Here is a 17,873-nt window from a genome sequence, read left to right as displayed (position 1 = left end):
TAGGTTTTAGTGCAATAGAAAACATGATAGAGTAGGTTGTTATCGAGGCGTAGCTCAATTGGATAGAGCATCCCCCTCCTAAGGGGAAGGTTGTGGGATCGTGCCCCACCGTCTCGGAATTTTCCTCCATAAAACAATGTGTTGTATGGAAAAAGTAAAGGTGATTCGCTTAAACGCGTATCACCTTTTTTTTATCTATCAGCTCATCTATTGCACTAAGAGCACAAGCAAACTACTATTGCACTCCATAATGATACGTGCAAAGGTGATTTGGTGCGCAAACTTGCAAAGGTCGCAATTGGCATTGGCTCTCTTGGAATGAAGGGGTATGACCTTCTAGACACAGAGACTGGAGAGAGCATCCCTTTCTATGCAGACTATTTGCATACAATAATTTCTGAGCAAGTAGCCAATCAGAAGCGTTCCCAGAACACAATTGATGCAATTGCTGCTGACCTTAAGGTTTTCCTTGAATACGTAATCAACGCTCAGGAGTTGTTCTTTGAGCAAAGAGCGAAGACCGACAGCACACTACTTGCAGAGATCATACTGTCCTACCCTGATTACCTGACACTCGGCAGCAATTCGTCAGCACCAATCGCGCGAGACACGGCTACAGCTACAGGCCATACCCCAATCAAGCCACAGAGTGCCAATCGCAATCTGAGCTCTGTGAACGGCTTTATTGACGCATCTGCTAACGCTCACCAAAAACTCAAAGAGGCCAAAATGCTAGGTCTCATTGACATAGATGTTCCCTCAGAGAACATCCATGCAGAATTGCTTACACGAAGAAAATTAAGCCTTTCAGAACGAAAGCGATTACAACAGCAATCCGTTCTTTGCCAGGTAATGCGCGGTGGAGCAAAGTACACAAAAACTCGTTTATTTAGCATTAAAGCCTTGCCAAAAGGCGGACATACGGCTGAATACAAATACTTCCCTGTATCACATATAGAGCCGCTCCTTGATGCAGCCCCGACCTACCGAGATAGAGCTCTATGGGCACTGATGTTTGGAACTGGTCTGCGGGTCAGTGAGGCGACACAGCTTCTTGTTACAGATGTCGATATTGTGAATGAAACTCTCAACGTTTTCTCTTATCGCAATCGAATCGAGTGCTTCGAAGGCATAAAGGATGAAGATATAAATAGATTATCCTTTAAGGGAAGAGAGACAGAAGAAGCTTACTTTATTTATCCATTCAATAAAATATTTTTTGAGTCCATCACAAAATACCTTCGACTTGAAAGACCAAAAGGTCTCGAACATAACTATCTATTTGTTACTAATTCAAACCGCAGCCGTGGCAGACCGCTTTTCGCAACGTCTAGATCTAATAGAGGTAGTTCGTTTAAAAAGATTCAAGAGACTATAGAATGTCCATTAAAAAACAACATAGATAAAAGATATACATTACATTCACTCCGCCACTTCTACGGATACTGGCTATTAAATTTTCATAGAACAGCAGATGGACACTCTTTTAGTCTTCTCGAAGTCCAAAATATGATGGGGCATGCAAATATTGAATCAACAAAAAAATATGCGGTTACAGACAAAATAGTAGCTCAAGAAAAAATGAGATTAGCCAATCTTGTTTTGCAAAACAAATCAATTAACAGTGACAAAAATATGCTTTTGGAGCATAAACAAAAAATCATTTCAGATCTGATTGCGGGAACTAAGTCATGAGAGTTGATACAAAAATCATAACAAATATTAATGATGCAACCGCTTGTGCTGAAAAATGGTTGCAGCAAGCGTTTGATGAAGATTATGAATATGACTGGAATAACTGTCGTAGTGAATACCTTACAAAGTTAGTATTGGCAAGCCTTAGAAGATATAACTGGCTTAAACACATTGAAGACGTATCACTGTATTTCAAAAAGAATGATAGCTCAATAGAAAACAAAATAAATATGGTCAGGTTCATTGGAGTGAACCATACTCATGGTCAAAAAGCAGACTCGATGATCTACCTGATCATTAGCTTTCTGTTTATCCATCTTTCATTTGAAGGGCATATTTCTCTACGCTTCGGGCATCAAATACACCTCCCTGCGACACCAAATGTATTTAGATGGTTCTATGTGCGAGGTTTAATTGTTAGCAGTGTGGCTCATGTTTACATGGCATCCACGCCTCCTAGATATGCAGAGCTAAGAGAGTTTTTACCTGAAAAATATAGACCTTTCATAGATGATTTAAGCAATGATAAGCGCTCAACTAGGCAGCGTGCGTCAATGAATATGATAGAGGCGTTAACATACTCTAAAACCAGTTCATTGGATAACGTTTCCGTAGATATTCTAATCGAATATTATAATGCTAATGAAGAGGCTGCTAGGTACTACATATCAACCAATGACCTTCAAAACAAAATAAGCACTATCACGTACTTAATTATTTTGGAGATGTTGGATTTAGCAAACGGATCCACATTGAGAGCTGGGTATGAAAAAGCACTAGCCAAGAACTCATTTGTCATAGAATCACCTTTGGATAAAAACAAGGAAAAAAATCTCATCAAAGTTACATCAACCGCCAGTGATGTAAAAAAGCTGACTAACCATCATATTAATGCACAAGAATATGAAATTGAAACAACCCTTCGAGAAATTTCTTTTATTTCATTTGGTGAATATACATTTTCGGTTCGAGATAGTTTGTTGAGCTTTCGGCCATCTGAATTATCACAGGATAATTATTGGAAGAAGACTCAACTAGATTTCGTGGCATCAGCAACCGAATCAGGAACAAAAAAAACACACGAATCTAGATTGGCATACCTAAATTCTTATCTCTTTGACTACCTTCCTACATTTTTTAGGAGTCATCCAAACACACCGATTAAATACCCTTCCTCGCCGGCAGAATTCCTAAGTTTTGTTTTCGTATCACAATCACAGACAATGGAGCATGTACATTTTGGTGAGCATGAAGGCACAATCTATCCAGTTGGACTATTGGATTACATCTACGCAATCACAGAAGAAAAGAGCGCATCTAAAGGTTATTTAAAAACCAATGCCGGACGAGATACAATAGCTTGTATTCAGAGATATTTTGACTATATAATTTCTAAGTTTTCAGGGGTTCCTGCATGTAAATTAGAATCAAACCCGATTTCGGATTTCGATAAAGATTCACATAAGGGTTATTCATATAAGCATACAGTAAAAGAAAAGATTAGTTTAGACTATTGGATATTGCTTCGCATGTATCTCTGTGAAGTAACGAAAGTAGTTCTCGATAATGCAGAGAATGTCATTTTCAACAAAGGAAAAAACAAACATACCTTCAAGGTAAATAAAACTATCGAGTGGTTAGAACACAAGGTTCATATAGAAGAATTTAATGCTTCGTGGTTGCTAGATTTCAATATTGAAGACTGGAGGGATCCTGTTAAGTTTACTCAGTATCATGGTCTGGTAAACATGACTGTAATGGCATGGAGCGGCTTGAGAGACTCAAATATCCTATGGTTGGATGTCAGAAACTATTCTCAATGCTGCAAGAATGAATATACAGATGACGATTTTGTAGACTTATACGTCAACACCGACAAGGCAAAAACAGAGCCATATACAAGTCAAATTCCAGGTCATGTTATGCGCCTCTTAGATCGAGCAGCACGGCTAAGAATGAAAGTTAATAGAGTCGGTTTTAACGAACCAATCCATTACAATGGAGAGAGCTCTTCAAAGTGGCCTACGATCCTCCCATTGTTACAAAGAACTCCGCTAAATACCTCACATTATCATAACACCCAAAGAGGCCGCGAGAGCAGTTTTTTGTTGCATTTACTGCTTGAGTTTGAAAAGTGCCTACTAGCACATAACAAAAAAATGATGCTGGAAAATCGAGAACAAATAGATTTTGAATCTTCTCTATATTGGCTTCCATTGTATGCAAACCAAACAACATTTAGAAACACGAAGAACTTTGTTCATGCGGAACAAGACTACACAGCAACATTGAGAAACAAGTCCACCGGAGTAGGACATGCATTCACTCCACTTAAGCGTGCAGTAGTATGGACTCCACATTCTCTCAGGGTCACTTTTGACAGTGTTTGTTCCGTGCTGGCGAGTCCAAAAGCGGTAGGTGAGATTTGTACCGGACAATCAGAAAAAGTTGTAGGATATTACACAATAAACACACATGAGGAATCAGCTTTAATCAGATCAATTCATGATGCAAGTGGTCTTAAAAAGCAATTCCCCCCATCAATTCTAGATCAGAATCGCAATGAAACTGCCAGAATTGCGTCTATCAATGAAATTCGAGTTGATGAAAATGAATACCTAAAAAGGCATGAACAAGGTACAGCCATCAACGACTTCGGTTGCCACAGTATGTCTTCAATCGCAGTTAGCGGTATGCGCTCACCTATTGAGACACTATCTCAAGCATCAGCAAACGAAATATCATTCAACAGAACACACATATGTCCATTTAATAATGAATGCCCTAAAGATGTCATAGCAGCTCTAGCTGGTGAAAAGTGTTGTGCCATCTGTCCTTACGCTATCATCTGCTGTGACCATGCGGTTGCTATTGGCGTTGAATTGAAAAGGCTCGGAGATATTGCAGTAGATTTAACTAAGCAAATAAAAAATGGATCAAATCTCTTGGATGCAGAAAAAGAGAGCCTAAAAAGGGACAGGCAATTAATTATAAAATCAGTTAGTGGGTGGTATGCGCGGCATCAGTTTTTGTCCATCCATATTAACTCTCGTAATTTCTATACTGGTTCAAAAAATGATAAATTGGTGAAACATATATCAGGTTCTTTTTCGGGGCAAAACATCATTGATAGACTCATAGAGTCAGATGGTGTTAGTACCATGACCTCCCCCAAGCTTGAGCGAGAAGCGAGCAAGCTTAATCGCCAACTTACTGCTCTTATGAATAAGAACATTGAAGCTATTGAAATACTGGAAGATAACTCAAATAGCGAAGCAGAAGTAGCCCTTCGGTTAATTAAAATTATATGTGATACGAATAGAATAAATGAAACTCAACTGGCTAAAAAGCTAACAAATCCAGCTTTGATTACCTCAAGCATCAAAATTGGTGAGTTCAAATGAAAATATCGAATAAAGACAAGGCTAAATCACTACAAGCATATTATTCCGAGACCACTGATGCTCGGGCAGAAAGAATCTCAAAAATATTAATGGAGCTAATCCCTCTTAAAGTAAAGTTCCCTAACAGGACAAAACTAAGTGAATATGTTGCTAAAAAACTTAGCGAAGAGGAAGGGCAACCTGTTGCTAGCTCAACTATACGTAGAAATAAAAAATATGACGATTTATTAATTAAATATCTTGTGAAAGTCAGCCCTGAAACGGTTGCCCAAAAAAAAGACCTTGCAATTGAGTTTAATCTTGTCCAACGTAGCTTACAAAAACAAGTTGAGGAGAAGGAACTCATAATAAAAGAGCTAACAAGGAAGCTTAATGAGGCTGATGCTCTACTTGAAAAACGTTTAGCACTTGAATATTCAGAAAAATATTCGATGCAAAAATCCAGAGTAGAAAAGATAGAAGTTTCAGGAGGGGAAACCTACGAGGACTTATTCAATGAACTTTATAAGTTAATTTTAAAGCTTGAATATATAAAATTTGAATTAAAAGATGGCGTTATTTATGACTGGGAGAGTGATGAAGCCATTATTAGCAAATCAAAGTTCCCAAAATTCTTTAAATGGTTAGCGAAGAAAATATAGTCTACAGTCCTCTCTATCGCCAGACACCGGCCTCAAGCTGGTGTCTTTTTTAAGCTACTTTTAGTACGTACTGCCATTTGTATCAAGGTTAGCTCCTTTTCAACTCAACGCGCTGTAGGGTCTTCCATAAAATCCTCTTTCCCTGATGGTCAGCCAACTCCTGCGCATCCTCTAAAGTCCAATAAGCTCACCTGGGGAGTGGTCATACGTCTAAATCCAATTGGAACTTGATGAAGTTCAAAACAATCAAATGTAAGTGTATGATTTTTCATGAAAGTGTTGTAACTACTGATTTAGTTAAAGCATCCAATTTAACTGAATAAACTGATGTGCTTTTATACATAGATCCACTTGTGGGTAGGATAGAGATGGCAAGAATCCTGATGACTCGTGCTCTTGATGACAACGGCCATATAGTTGATGTCAAAGACGTTGTGAGTGGAAAAGCATGCAATTGCACATGCATCGGTTGTCAGGGCGCTGTCTGGGCTATGAAAGGGCAAGTTAAAGCCCATTATTTTGCTCATGAGCCTAATTCAATCGAGCAGAATTCCTGTACCTGGAGGCCAGAAACCGAAATACATATCTTGGCTAAAGAGGTTTTAGCAACGGATAGGCAGTTGATACTGCCGATTGGAACTATAAACCCAATCCATAAAAACATAGTTTTTGATGAGATGGTATGTGAGGTTTATGAGGGCCGAGTTATCCCGGATGTAATTGGGTTCATCGATGGAGAGAAGGTTCTCATCGAAGTTGCAGTTACGCACTTTTGTGGTCGAGAAAAAATTAAAGAATTAAAAATGGTGAATGCAACCTGCGTTGAACTTGACCTTAGTCTATTTCGTGTGAAAGGAGAGATAATCTCAAAAGAAGAGATTAGAGATTATCTTAAAAAATGCCCTAAAAAATGGGTGTCTGTGGCTCCTATTGGCAACTTCTCCGAAATGATGTACTCCCATAATAGGCAGCAGTTATTATCTTTACAGCATCAGTATTCATCATTGAGTTCAAAACATGATGCAGAGGTTAAAAGGCTTAATGCAGAATACAACGCGATAAAAAATACGAGTCAATCTGAGCTAAGTGATATGCAGCGAGTAATTCAACAGTCTCGGCATGCAGAAGGCAAGGCTAACGCAATTCTGAGAAGATGGGAGAGAGTATTAAAAGAAAAAGAGTTGTCTATTTTAGAGGCACAGGAAAAAATAATCCTATTGGAAGATCAATACAGAAGCTTTGAAATGGAATTGAAAGACCGTCTCTATCATATACAAGATGAAGTTGATCAAAAGCAAGACTTACTACGCGATCTTCTCAATTTAGATGAACTTAAGGCTGAGTTTTATTCACAGGTTGATGATATAAATAGAACCATTAAAGCCAAAGAGGCTCAGCTTGATGCTAATGAAGTCGAAATACGTAGGCGTTCAGCTTCCTTAGATCTAATACAGAAAAATTTAAATGATAGCCTCATCTCGCTGCAAGAACGAGAAGAGGCTCTAACAGAAAAATCAAAAGACTTGGCAAGCATCATTGATATTAAAGCAAGAGAGCTGGCTAAAGTAATGTTTGAGCAGTTGTTGAAAGAAAAATCAAATGAGATAAAAGCACTAGAGGAAAAAGAAAGGAAAGCAAAAAAAGATATTGATGATTTAAGGCGAAAATATAGTTCATATATCAAAATTCCATGATTTTCAAATACTGATTGTGTAGGTGTGGTTCTCACCTGAAAACCATTTTTTATCTAACCATTGACTGACAGCACTTGGTCTCAAGAGCACGCCACATAGCGTACAAGCTCTATGGGCTCTATGGGACAGCAACAATCAAGCCTCATGCTGCCGTGTATGGCGACAAGCGGGAGAGTTCGGCGTATCAACGTTCAGCACCATCCTTGACGATACAGAAAACCAGAAATTTCTACGTTAGTAGGTTTACGAAAGCGCATACGTATGCCAATATTTTCTTGTGAAGATGTTAGTGTTGCTGACTAATCGCCGCACTATGGTTTATATCAGTATAATAGAGAGGTGAAATTGCCATGAAAAGGATTCTTCTAATACTCATCTCTTTTATTATATCTGTCGATGTAACTGCAAAAGAGACAATCCATTGGGTTCAATATGATATCCCTCCATTTTATATTAAGGATGGTAGCTATTCAGGTAGAGGTGTGGTTGATGTTACTGACGCTATGATCAGAGCTGAATTGCCCCAGTATAACCATGTGATCATATGGGCTAACATCGCCAGGATCCGGCATATTATGGAGCAAGGACAGAAAGTTGTTTGTGGAAATATGATAAAGACACCTGAAAGAGAGAAGTATCAAAAATTTTCTACTTTTCATAAAACACTATCAACTGCACCACATGTAATCATACCATCCAGTGAGCTTAACACTTATAAGCAGTATATAATTGATGGAGACGGTGTTGATTTGCTTCGGTTGATTCAATCGAAGGATAAACTTGGCTATTTCATAGCATCTCGTTCATATGGAAGTAAATTTGACCTCGCAATTAAAGATAAAACAAATAAGAGAGTTAACTACTCTCTCAATGCTCCGATGGGTAATGTCCTGGATATGCTATTAAAAGATGTAAATGGTTTTACCGTTGCATACCCAGAGGAAATTATCTATTACACAGAAAGTAAGTTTGGGTATGGCTCATCAACAGTATCTGATTTAAATAAAAAGGCTTATCTAGGGAAGTTCAAAGTTCTTCCGATAGCTGGACAGCCAAAAGAAATATCAACTTATGTTGCCGCACCGAAAACTGAGTGGGGTTATAAAGTTATATCTGATATCAATGAAGCGCTATCAAAGTTAAAATCCAATCCAGCATATATTAACGAAGGCTATATGTGGCGTGACTTACCTAACCATGATATGCGTTAGGTATATAGTGATTCTATCCATTGAATACATATACCCTAACGCTATCTAAGTTCATATACCAACTATCACAACCTAACCTGGATACACCTTATTTCATCAATGTTGATTATTTATGCTTTTGTGAGATAAGACATCAACTCTAATGTGAAAGACTCGACAGAATATCCAATAGGTAGCGGCGTTGTTCTAATAGTGTTTTGCTTGTCCAAAAATCGAAAATCACATGAGCTAGCAATGGCATTAAGAGAAGTAAAACACACAACATTGCAAGCAGTTTCTTTGCTGAAACCTTTTTATTCGCAGTGCCAAAATGAATAGCATTAGCTTGTTTTGGGCATGCAGAGATACAAGTTAAACAGTTTGTACACTCAAGATTTCTGACTGATATAAGTTCATGAACCTGTATTCTTGATGGACATGCTCTACTGCATTTATCACAATCGTATCCCTTGCTTCGTAAACAGCTGCTGGAAGACCTGCGAATACGCAATGGTGTCAGAAGCCCCAGCAAGGAAAGCCATCCACCATAAGGGCATAGGTATCTACAGAAGCCTTGCTTGAAAAACATCGTGATACTTAATACCCAAACAAAAAAAATACCTGATATAAAGTTCAAGTTGAAAAAGAAGGCTCCCATTTTCATGTCAGCAGCTTGGTGATACTGGCTCATCAAGTACCCTGGCAGTGCAACATTTGGAACAGCAAGAATAACTATGAACATCAGAAATGATAGAACTAGAAATTTTTGAGATTTGAGCAGTAGGTCTAGCCATTTTGGCGGAGCCCACTCACCTGGTAGCAGCAAATTTCGAAAATGATGCAGCCATTCACCGACAACCCCAAGAGGGCAAAACCATGAGCAGAAGGCACGACCTAAAATGAGTCCAGATAAGGAAATAACCAAGACTGTGATTGTTGCAGCTGGATGGTGGTAATCAGTAATGCCCAAACTCAACAACGCCCGCAAGCCAAGACCGCCCGCTATAGGTAGAAAGCCATCTACGATATCAGGTCTAGACAGCCAAGGTAGGTCACCCTGGTGGAGTTGAAAAATATAAACACCATACTGTATTGTTACAAATCCCCACGATGTAACTAAGAAATATCTAACTAAACTACGAAGTTGTTGATCTCTTGAATCATAAAATGCGGATATTAATTTATATCTATAAAGCATGACAATAGCGACAGCAAGCACGATTAAACTACTTAGTGGTGGCTTGGCTGCTACCGTCAACCATACAGCGGCGGTTAGCATCAGGAACAGCTGCCAAGACCAACCTGAACGCTCATGCCACTGGAACAACAACAGATACACCAAGCCACTCAGCATGGTTATGGTTTCAATCCCACTCATCTAGCCAACTCCCATCGCAAAAACAGCCAATCATAAACAACATTACAGTTATTCATTTTGATCTGGATGGGCAGTTGGCCTAGTTTGTGGCGATGACCAGATTGTAATTTATTCTCTTGTCTTAATGAGTGGGGTGTCTGAGCTTACGTTTTCAGCCCAAAAATGGATATTGAATCTAGCATCTTCAGACAGTTCAACCCTGTGCCAATACTGAGGTGGGCTGGTTGCAAACTCTCCGGCTCGGATTACAAGCGTAATTTCAGGTATCTCCGCTGTTTCATCAGCAAAACCGTAATATGTTACCGTCCCCTCCATTACACATAACTGACCGAATACGCCAGCAGCTGTATTGTGATGGGTTAATAGAGCCTGTGGTACGTTTTCATTTGTAAAGAATGGGGTTGAACGGCGAACAACCCAATGAGCTGGTATACTATGCAGTAGCGACATGTTTTATCCTTAATAATCTATGAAATTAAGTAAGGCTGAGCATATGCTCAGCCAGCAATTATTCATCTAGAAAGAAGGCGTAGAAGTGGGAATGCAGCTCCCATTTGGTCTCCACCTACGACAAAGCCGCACATTTCACCATCCTCGCTGCGAGCTTCTGCGACCATTCCATTTTTATTCCACTTAAACTGCCATGAAAGGTCTGTACCTTTTGTTCTACCAGCTAACTGCAAAGGATATTGAAGTGTTTTTACCTTCACTAGCATTGGAGGAAGCGTTAGTGGTGTTGGCTTACCAATCAGAGTTTTAGATAATGCATTGGCACCGAGAACAATTGGCTGCAAAAAGGGGCGTAATTCACCTTTCCACTCAACGCAATCGCCAAGCGCATAAATGTGCTCACTCGATGTTCTCAGGTATTCATCCACTACAATTCCACGCCTTACAGCCAGTCCCGCATTCATCGCTAAGGATAGATTCGGTTGTAGACCTATAGCTGAAATGACAAGATCCTGTTCACTGAAACTGCTGTCAGTGAGCTCTATCGTAAAGGATTCGTTGGCATCTCCTCTTTGTATCGACTTGATACCTCGACCAAGTTTTAGGTCAACCCCCTGCTCCCGTAAGGCTTGCAGTAACGGTTGACTCAATGCAGCTGGCATTAATGTACTTAGGGGGCTGTCCGCCAGATCTACAAGCGTCACAATTCGGTCTTGGCCCACCATATCCATAGCCAACTCACAGCCGATCAAACCTGCTCCGAGTACCATAATGCGTTTTGCATTCTTAATTAATTGTTCGGCATTGGCATAATCATTTTGGCTATTGAGGGTTACCATTTTATCCGAGTTGGGAACGGGAGGCAGTATAGAACTGGCCCCAGTTGCCAGCACTAGCTGGCCATAAGAAAAATCGCCATTATTTGTGTGTACCATTTTGTTATTCGGACTAATGCTATGCACAATCGTATTAGGTGACAGAATGATACGTTGCTGTTCAGCAAATTGAGCCCCCGTCAACTTTGTCATTGCGCTGGCGGTGTAACCACGACTGACCACATGACTCAAGTCCGGTTTGTTATATTCATTGCCATTATCAGCGGTAATAAGACGGATCGGTCTTTCACCATCTAATTTACGCAAGCTTTTTACCAACTGCTGAGCGGCAAAGCCGCTACCGATGATGACTATATCCTGGCTGGAACCAGCATAATGCTCATTTAATGCGCTCATACACATGCCTCCACTGCGCATGGTTCGAATACCTCCTTGCCGATGCCGCAGCCAGGGCAAAGGAAACTCTCCGGTACAAGGCTCCAGGGAGTGCCAACCGCAACCAATTGATCCGGTTCACCTAAGGCGGGGTCATAAACCCACTGGCAGACTGTGCAAAGCATTGCTTGCTCATCGTCTACTCCGGCTACAACTGACTGGGTGGTCTCCTCTACAGGGGAGATATCAACAGTGAATGGCACTTGATGGGCTGCTTTTTCTGGGCGAGGCACCTCAATAGGATGTAACGCCCATTGACGAGCGAGCTGGCGTCCATGCTCTCGGCACTCTGCCAGTGCAGAACCATCTGGTCGCCATTTGGCTTTCAGAGAAATGCTGATATCAAAGCCTGCATCCATCAATCGGGTCTGGATACGATCTACTGCACCACCAGTCCAGCCGTAACTGCCGAATGCAGAAGCACGCTTGTTTCTAAAGCGCAGGCCAGTTATCTCCTCCAGCATGCCTGCCACCTTAGGCATCATGACGTTGTTCATTGTGGATGAGCCCACGAGTATTCCCTTGGAGCGGAACACTTGTGTCAGGATCTCGTTCTTATCGTGGCGGGCTACGTTGTAGATCTTGACTGCGACCCCAGGGTCAACTTCGTGAATACCCTGTGCGATGGCATCGGCCATCATACGGGTGTTGTTTGACATCGAGTCATAGAACAGGGTGATACGATCTTCTTGGTAGTGGTCTGCCCACTCCAGATACTTGAGAATAATTTGGGTCGGATCCTCACGCCAGACAATACCGTGGGAGGTTGCCACCATGCTTACTGGCAGGTTGAATCCAAGCACCTCTTTGATTTTAGCTGTCACAAGTGGGCTGAATGGGGTGAGGATATTTGCGTAGTACCGTTGGCACTGCTCCATCAATTCGGTTTGATCTACTTCGTCATTGAACAGATGCTCATCACAATAGTGTTGACCGAAGGCATCGTTAGAAAACAACACTGCGTCCTCAGTCATGTAGGTCATCATGCTGTCGGGCCAGTGCAGCATAGGTGTTTCAATGAACACCAGCTGCTTGCCATTACCGATGTCGAGACTGTCGCCTGTTTTGACTGGATGGAAGTTCCATTCAGGATGATGATGGTGTCCCGTGATTGAGTCGATAGCGTTGTGAGTGCAGTAAATCGGAGTGCCTGGGATACGAGCCATCAATTCGGTCAGTGCCCCTGCGTGATCTTCCTCAGCATGGTTGATCACCACATAATCGATAAGGTTAAGGTCGATCTCTGCTGCAAGGTTTTGAACGAACTCTCGGCTGAACTTATGATCGACTGTATCAATCAGCACGTTCTTCCCTTCACGGATGAGATAGCTGTTGTAGCTCGTCCCCTTGTTTGTCTTGTACTCAGTACCATGAAAATCTCGAACTTCCCAGTCCCGTTGGCCGACCCAGTGAATGTTGTTTTTGACATGAATGGTCATCTGGCAATTCCTCAGTATGTAATAGTTGGTATTTCTTGATATCAACTATTGCAGCTAACATGCCAACCCATAACTTATTGTTTTTATGAGATTTAATTTATTTATTTGTTAAAATGACATAGCATTGATATTGTTTAAATGACAGCATTAATGTCATTTGGACACTAACGATGATTTCGACAGACAGTTTGGCTCGTATTGCTATAGACATACAGCTGGGGATTTCACATCAAGACAGATTCCACCGCCTTATCCAGAGTATTCGCAGCCTACTGAACTCAGATGCGTCAGCCTTGCTACGGTACGAAGGAGGCCAGTTCATCCCGCTCGCCATCGATGGCTTAATGCAGGACGTATTAGGACGCCGTTTCGCCATCAAGGAGCACCCACGCATGGAGGCAATTGCTCGTGCTGGTGACGTAGTACGCTTTCCGGCAGATAGTAACTTGCCAGACCCCTATGATGGCTTGATCCCTGATCATGCAGAATTTAAGGTGCATGCTTGTGTTGGTTTACCTCTGTTCTCCGATCAAGTCTTGATTGGTGCATTGACCATCGATGGAATGAATCCTGCCCAGTTTGATGACATTAGCGATGAAGAGTTGCGTTTAGTTGGTGCACTAGCGGCAGCGGCGTTAAGTAACTCATTACTACTAGAGCGTTTAGCTCGCCAGAGCAGTGAGCCATTAATACCTTCAACACCAACAGGTGCAGATAGATTCGAGATAATCGGGCATTCTCGGGCGATGCAGCAGCTAAAGCATGAAGTAGATATAGTTGCTAATACTGATTTAAACGTCCTAATTTTGGGCGAAACGGGTGTAGGTAAGGAGTTAATAGCAAAAGCTGTACATCTTGGCTCGCCACGGGCAGATCGCAAATTGGTATATCTCAATTGCGCAGCTCTACCGGAATCCGTAGCAGAGAGTGAACTATTTGGACATGTGAAGGGAGCGTTTACAGGCGCTATTCATAACCGTGCGGGTAAATTTGAACTAGCGGATAAGGGCACATTGTTCCTGGATGAAATTGGTGAATTATCCTTATCATTGCAGGCAAAATTGCTACGTGTCATTCAATATGGAGACTTGCAGCGGATTGGTGATGACACTCCACTAAAAGTCAATGTACGTGTGCTTGCTGCAACGAATCGAGACTTGAAGAAAGCGGTCATCGATGGCGAGTTTCGAGCAGACCTCTATCATCGCCTGAGTGTTTTCCCTATACATGTACCAGCCTTGAGAGACAGAGAGGATGATATCTCCTTGCTGGCTGGTTACTTTTGCGAGTGCTGTCGAGTGAGTATGGGGTTAGAGCAACTGCGGATCCAACCTCAAGCACTGCATCTTTTGAAGGGCTATGACTGGCCTGGTAATGTGCGCGAACTGGAGCATGCCATTCATCGTGGTGCCGTATTGGCTAGAGCAGAGCAACGAAGTCCGGTTCTGACGCTTGCAACCCATCATTTCAGTATAGCTATACCACCAATGCCTCAATCTGGCATAAGTCCTACCGAAAATATGGATGACTTCGCTAGTAACCAAATGGGTTTGAGAGCATCAACTGATGCATTTCAGTCTGCGTTAATTAAAAAGGTACTAGCAGATCATAATGATAATTGGGCTGCAACAGCACGAGCCTTAGACATTGATTGTGGTAACTTACATCGTCTAGCCAAACGACTGGGGTTAAAATGATAAAGATACATAGCTATGGGCCATTATAGAGTTGCATCCTGAATATTGGTTAACGTGTTGATTTATAGTGTTTTTTTATGCAAGTATGGTGTAATGTGACGCTAGCATGGTATTGAGAATGTAGTTATGGATAACAAAGTTTCAATCGAAGAAATGCAAGCATTAAAAGTATTGCTTGTAGATGACCACGCTATATTGCGGGCAGGAGTCAAAGCTACACTCTCAACAGATCACCTTATGAAGGTGATTGCAGAGGCTGGCAATGGTAAAGAAGGATTAGATCTGGCAGTAGAATATGAACCAGATTTAATATTGCTTGACCTTCAAATGCCAGTGCTTAATGGATTAGAAACGCTGAAGAGAATCAGAGCAAAGAAAATAAAAAGCAAGGTCGTTATCTTCACCGAGTCAGATTTGGAAATTGATGTTGTAGAAGCGTTTAGGTTCGGAGCAAATGGATATCTTTTAAAAGATATTGAACCGCTTGATTTAATCAGCTGCATTAAGAGTATATGTGCAGATGCATCAGTTGAAAGCCCTCAGCCAAAAAATAAACTCATGTTAAGTTTATCATCAGAAATAAATGTTGGCATTATCGAATCATTAAGCCATAGGGAAATTGATGTAGTAAAGCTTCTTGCTGAGGGCCACTCGAATAAAGTTATATCCAAACTTTTATTCATATCACCAGGGACTGTAAAAATACATGTGAAAAATATTTTAAGAAAACTTAATCTAAAATCAAGAGTCGCCGTCACTATATGGGCGCACAACAGAACTATTAAGTAGATTTAATAATCTGAATGAGCACAGATAAAAAGTTCATGTTGCTCTTATCATTGTAACTCATTAATCTCCTGCTGAGAACACATAATTAATTTACCCATGGCTAGCATCTAATTTATCCATCTTGCTTGCAACGATACATTTCGTCATCTGCTAATCGAAGTAACATGTTTAGATCTGGTGGAGTCGTGGGATTATAGCTCACTATACCTACTGAGCAAGATAGGGTGTAGGCTTTACCGCTGTGTAAGTTGAATTCATCAAATGAGATATTTATCCTACTACGCATATATTGTAAATACTCATAGTTTGTCTCAGGAACTAAAACTACATATTCATCACCACCTAATCTTGCACAAATATCAGAGTTTCTAAAAACCATATTTATTAGTCTGGCAGCTTGGCACAATGCATCATCTCCCACATCATGACCAAAGCGATCGTTTATCGATTTAAAATTATTCAAATCGATAAACAATAATGAAAGACTTCTCTTTGTTCTAAATGCATGCTGCAAATATTTCTCAGCTAAAAGAATAAACCCTCGTCTATTAGTGATCCCAGTAAGTTCATCTATTGTAGCCATTTGTACAGCACGTAACTCGCTCTCAACTGTAGATGCTAAGTCAGTAAATAAACGTCTCTCTTTGTCACCAAAAACCCTTGGCTTCCGATCTATAATGCACAAGGAACCAATGTGCAGTCCATTCGTTATGACTAATGAGTGTCCAGCATAGAAGCGAATATATGGCTCCCCAATAACCATCGGATTCTCAGCATATAGGGGATCTTGAGTTGTATCCTCTATAACAAGCATGCTCTTTGTGAGAAACCCTTTTTTACAAAAGGAGATATTCGGAAGTGGTTCATGCATGTTTAAACCATAACAAGGTTTAGCCCATCCATGCTCATTATCTTCAAAGGATATTAGGGCAATAGGCACGTCAAAAATATTACGAGCCATCCTTGTTATACGAATGAAACGTTCCTCTGTAGGGGAATCAAGTGCTTGAAGACGGCGTAACGCATCTAGGCGTAGAAAGTCGGGATCTGAGGTTTCATGAAGAGGTTGCATCCTTGCTTCCTTTTTTCATATCGGTTTTAAACGCAAATAGTATGGCATTCTTTGAGATGCAACAGAATGGAATGTAGCATTACATATGACGGATTTTAGTTGTAGTGTGATCGTTAACACATTAGCTTCTCGCATGGGATTCAACTCGACAGGAGACCAAGCCAGCATCACATCATGAGCGGCCTCAATGGAAGCCTTGCGGCTAAGGGGAGACCATGGAGGATGATATTACAATGCGCGGCAAAAAATATTTCTAGTTAATCATGGTAGCAATATTTATCTTTCAACTGTTCAATCTTATTTTCCACTTTCATCATGTTTAGCGTAGAGGCTAATCTTTGTGCTAGCGTAAAATGCCTATTATTAAGATAGGCATAGCCTTCTAATTTATCTACAACGCCAGCCGAATGTACTTTTTCGTATTCTGGTGAGCTTTCAAGTAGGTCTTTTTTGTTTTTATCAAATACAAGGGTTTGCTCAATAAATATATCTGTACGCCCTTTTATCAGTTTTTTCAATCCCTGTTCTGTCGTATTCACATCAGTAAGTAAAGATGGTTTAATCAACTTTGAGAGAACCTCTCCTGCGCGCTTAGAACCTCTTCTAAACTCAATCTTTAAACCATCTTTGTTTAAGTCATCCCAAGAATTAAATTCTAACTTTTTATCATATACATATGCCTCGATAGTCACATAAAAATGTGACTCGTTCACTCTAATCATATTTTTTGTTTGTTGCTGATATTCTAATGGTCGATGTATCTCTCCATCGACACTTCCATTCTCAGCCAGAATTGGGGCTCGTCCACCAGGAACGCCACGATAAATTAGTTTATATCCTAGTCTGGAGAATGCCTCGCTGTAAATATTATGAAGCCAACATCCATACCTTGATTTGAAGGTGTCATCTGAACTCACCAAAACTATAGTGTTTTCAACAGCACTTACACCTAGCGAGAATATAATGAAAAAAATATAAAATATGTTTTTTATAAGGTTTTGTGAAAACATATAGATCTCACATTGACATATCATACGCTCAATATAGCTCAAAATTAAACTTTCTTCATTTTTAAATGAAAAATATATGATGACTACTGGATTGCTTTGTAATATTTACATATTTAACTTTAAAGATTACTCGCACGCCCTGT

Annotated in this window: 13 protein-coding genes and 1 tRNA gene; 8 read left to right on the top strand and 6 right to left on the bottom strand. The window is 40.6% G+C overall.

The features are described 5' to 3' along the window. The first annotated feature begins 43 nt into the window (after positions 1-43). The 6 genes from OKB77_RS01045 (at position 44) to OKB77_RS01020 (ending at position 8,645) form a co-directional block, all read left to right on the top strand. Positions 44-117: transfer RNA gene (locus OKB77_RS01045), tRNA-Arg, on the top strand. Positions 118-273: 156 nt separating this feature from the next. Beyond that, on the top strand, positions 274-1,695 hold the full coding sequence (locus OKB77_RS01040) for a tyrosine-type recombinase/integrase (RefSeq protein ID WP_270816819.1): 1,422 nt from the start codon (positions 274-276) through the stop codon (positions 1,693-1,695). Continuing rightward, on the top strand, positions 1,692-5,099 hold the full coding sequence (locus OKB77_RS01035; protein WP_270816818.1) for a hypothetical protein: 3,408 nt from the start codon (positions 1,692-1,694) through the stop codon (positions 5,097-5,099). Before OKB77_RS01040 ends, OKB77_RS01035 begins: the two co-directional genes overlap by 4 nt. Then, entirely contained in the window at positions 5,096-5,740 is a 645-nt protein-coding gene (locus OKB77_RS01030) for a hypothetical protein (protein ID WP_270816817.1), read from the top strand. The genes OKB77_RS01035 and OKB77_RS01030 overlap by 4 nt, the downstream gene beginning before the upstream one ends. A 368-nt stretch (positions 5,741-6,108) precedes the next feature. Next, positions 6,109-7,434 (top strand): hypothetical protein, encoded by a 1,326-nt coding sequence (locus OKB77_RS01025; protein WP_270816816.1) that lies wholly within the window; start codon positions 6,109-6,111, stop codon positions 7,432-7,434. 350 nt (positions 7,435-7,784) lie between these two features. Continuing rightward, a complete protein-coding gene (locus tag OKB77_RS01020) occupies positions 7,785-8,645 on the top strand; it encodes a TIGR02285 family protein (protein WP_270816815.1) in 861 nt (286 codons plus the stop codon). Between the two features lie 139 nt (positions 8,646-8,784). On the opposite strand, the gene OKB77_RS01015 is transcribed toward OKB77_RS01020, so the two are convergent. The 4 genes from OKB77_RS01015 to norV all read right to left on the bottom strand — a co-directional run bounded on the left by OKB77_RS01015 (position 8,785) and on the right by norV (position 13,162). Continuing rightward, entirely contained in the window at positions 8,785-10,002 is a 1,218-nt protein-coding gene (locus OKB77_RS01015; protein WP_270816814.1) for a 4Fe-4S binding protein, read from the bottom strand. Positions 10,003-10,110: 108 nt separating this feature from the next. After that, positions 10,111-10,452, bottom strand: a complete 342-nt coding sequence (locus OKB77_RS01010) for a DUF1971 domain-containing protein (RefSeq protein ID WP_017408673.1) — start codon at positions 10,450-10,452, stop codon at positions 10,111-10,113. A gap of 62 nt (positions 10,453-10,514) precedes the next feature. Beyond that, complete coding sequence (gene norW / locus OKB77_RS01005) at positions 10,515-11,684, bottom strand: NADH:flavorubredoxin reductase NorW (protein ID WP_042024864.1); 1,170 nt, start codon at positions 11,682-11,684, stop codon at positions 10,515-10,517. Then, positions 11,681-13,162 (bottom strand): anaerobic nitric oxide reductase flavorubredoxin, encoded by a 1,482-nt coding sequence (gene norV, locus OKB77_RS01000; RefSeq protein ID WP_017408675.1) that lies wholly within the window; start codon positions 13,160-13,162, stop codon positions 11,681-11,683. Before norV ends, norW begins: the two co-directional genes overlap by 4 nt. A gap of 170 nt (positions 13,163-13,332) precedes the next feature. Between norV and norR the strand changes: the two genes are divergently transcribed. Together norR and OKB77_RS00990 are read left to right on the top strand one after the other, a co-directional pair. After that, positions 13,333-14,859: a nitric oxide reductase transcriptional regulator NorR gene (norR, locus tag OKB77_RS00995; protein ID WP_058053329.1), complete on the top strand. Its 1,527-nt coding sequence runs from the start codon at positions 13,333-13,335 to the stop codon at positions 14,857-14,859. Between the two features lie 126 nt (positions 14,860-14,985). Then, positions 14,986-15,648 (top strand): response regulator, encoded by a 663-nt coding sequence (locus tag OKB77_RS00990; protein WP_058055682.1) that lies wholly within the window; start codon positions 14,986-14,988, stop codon positions 15,646-15,648. 112 nt (positions 15,649-15,760) lie between these two features. Here the strand turns inward: OKB77_RS00990 and OKB77_RS00985 are convergent, their stop codons facing one another. Beyond that, complete coding sequence (locus OKB77_RS00985; RefSeq protein ID WP_081043421.1) at positions 15,761-16,720, bottom strand: sensor domain-containing diguanylate cyclase; 960 nt, start codon at positions 16,718-16,720, stop codon at positions 15,761-15,763. A 257-nt stretch (positions 16,721-16,977) separates the two neighbouring features. Then, a complete protein-coding gene (locus tag OKB77_RS00980) occupies positions 16,978-17,730 on the bottom strand; it encodes a hypothetical protein (protein ID WP_107683372.1) in 753 nt (250 codons plus the stop codon). Positions 17,731-17,873: the final 143 nt, after the last annotated feature.

The sequence above is a fragment of the Aeromonas sp. Y318-3 genome (genome assembly GCF_027706185.1).
Lineage (GTDB): Bacteria > Pseudomonadota > Gammaproteobacteria > Enterobacterales > Aeromonadaceae > Aeromonas > Aeromonas veronii.
Note: the sequence above shows the minus strand (reverse complement) of the source record. Positions and strands in the feature narration are given on the sequence as shown.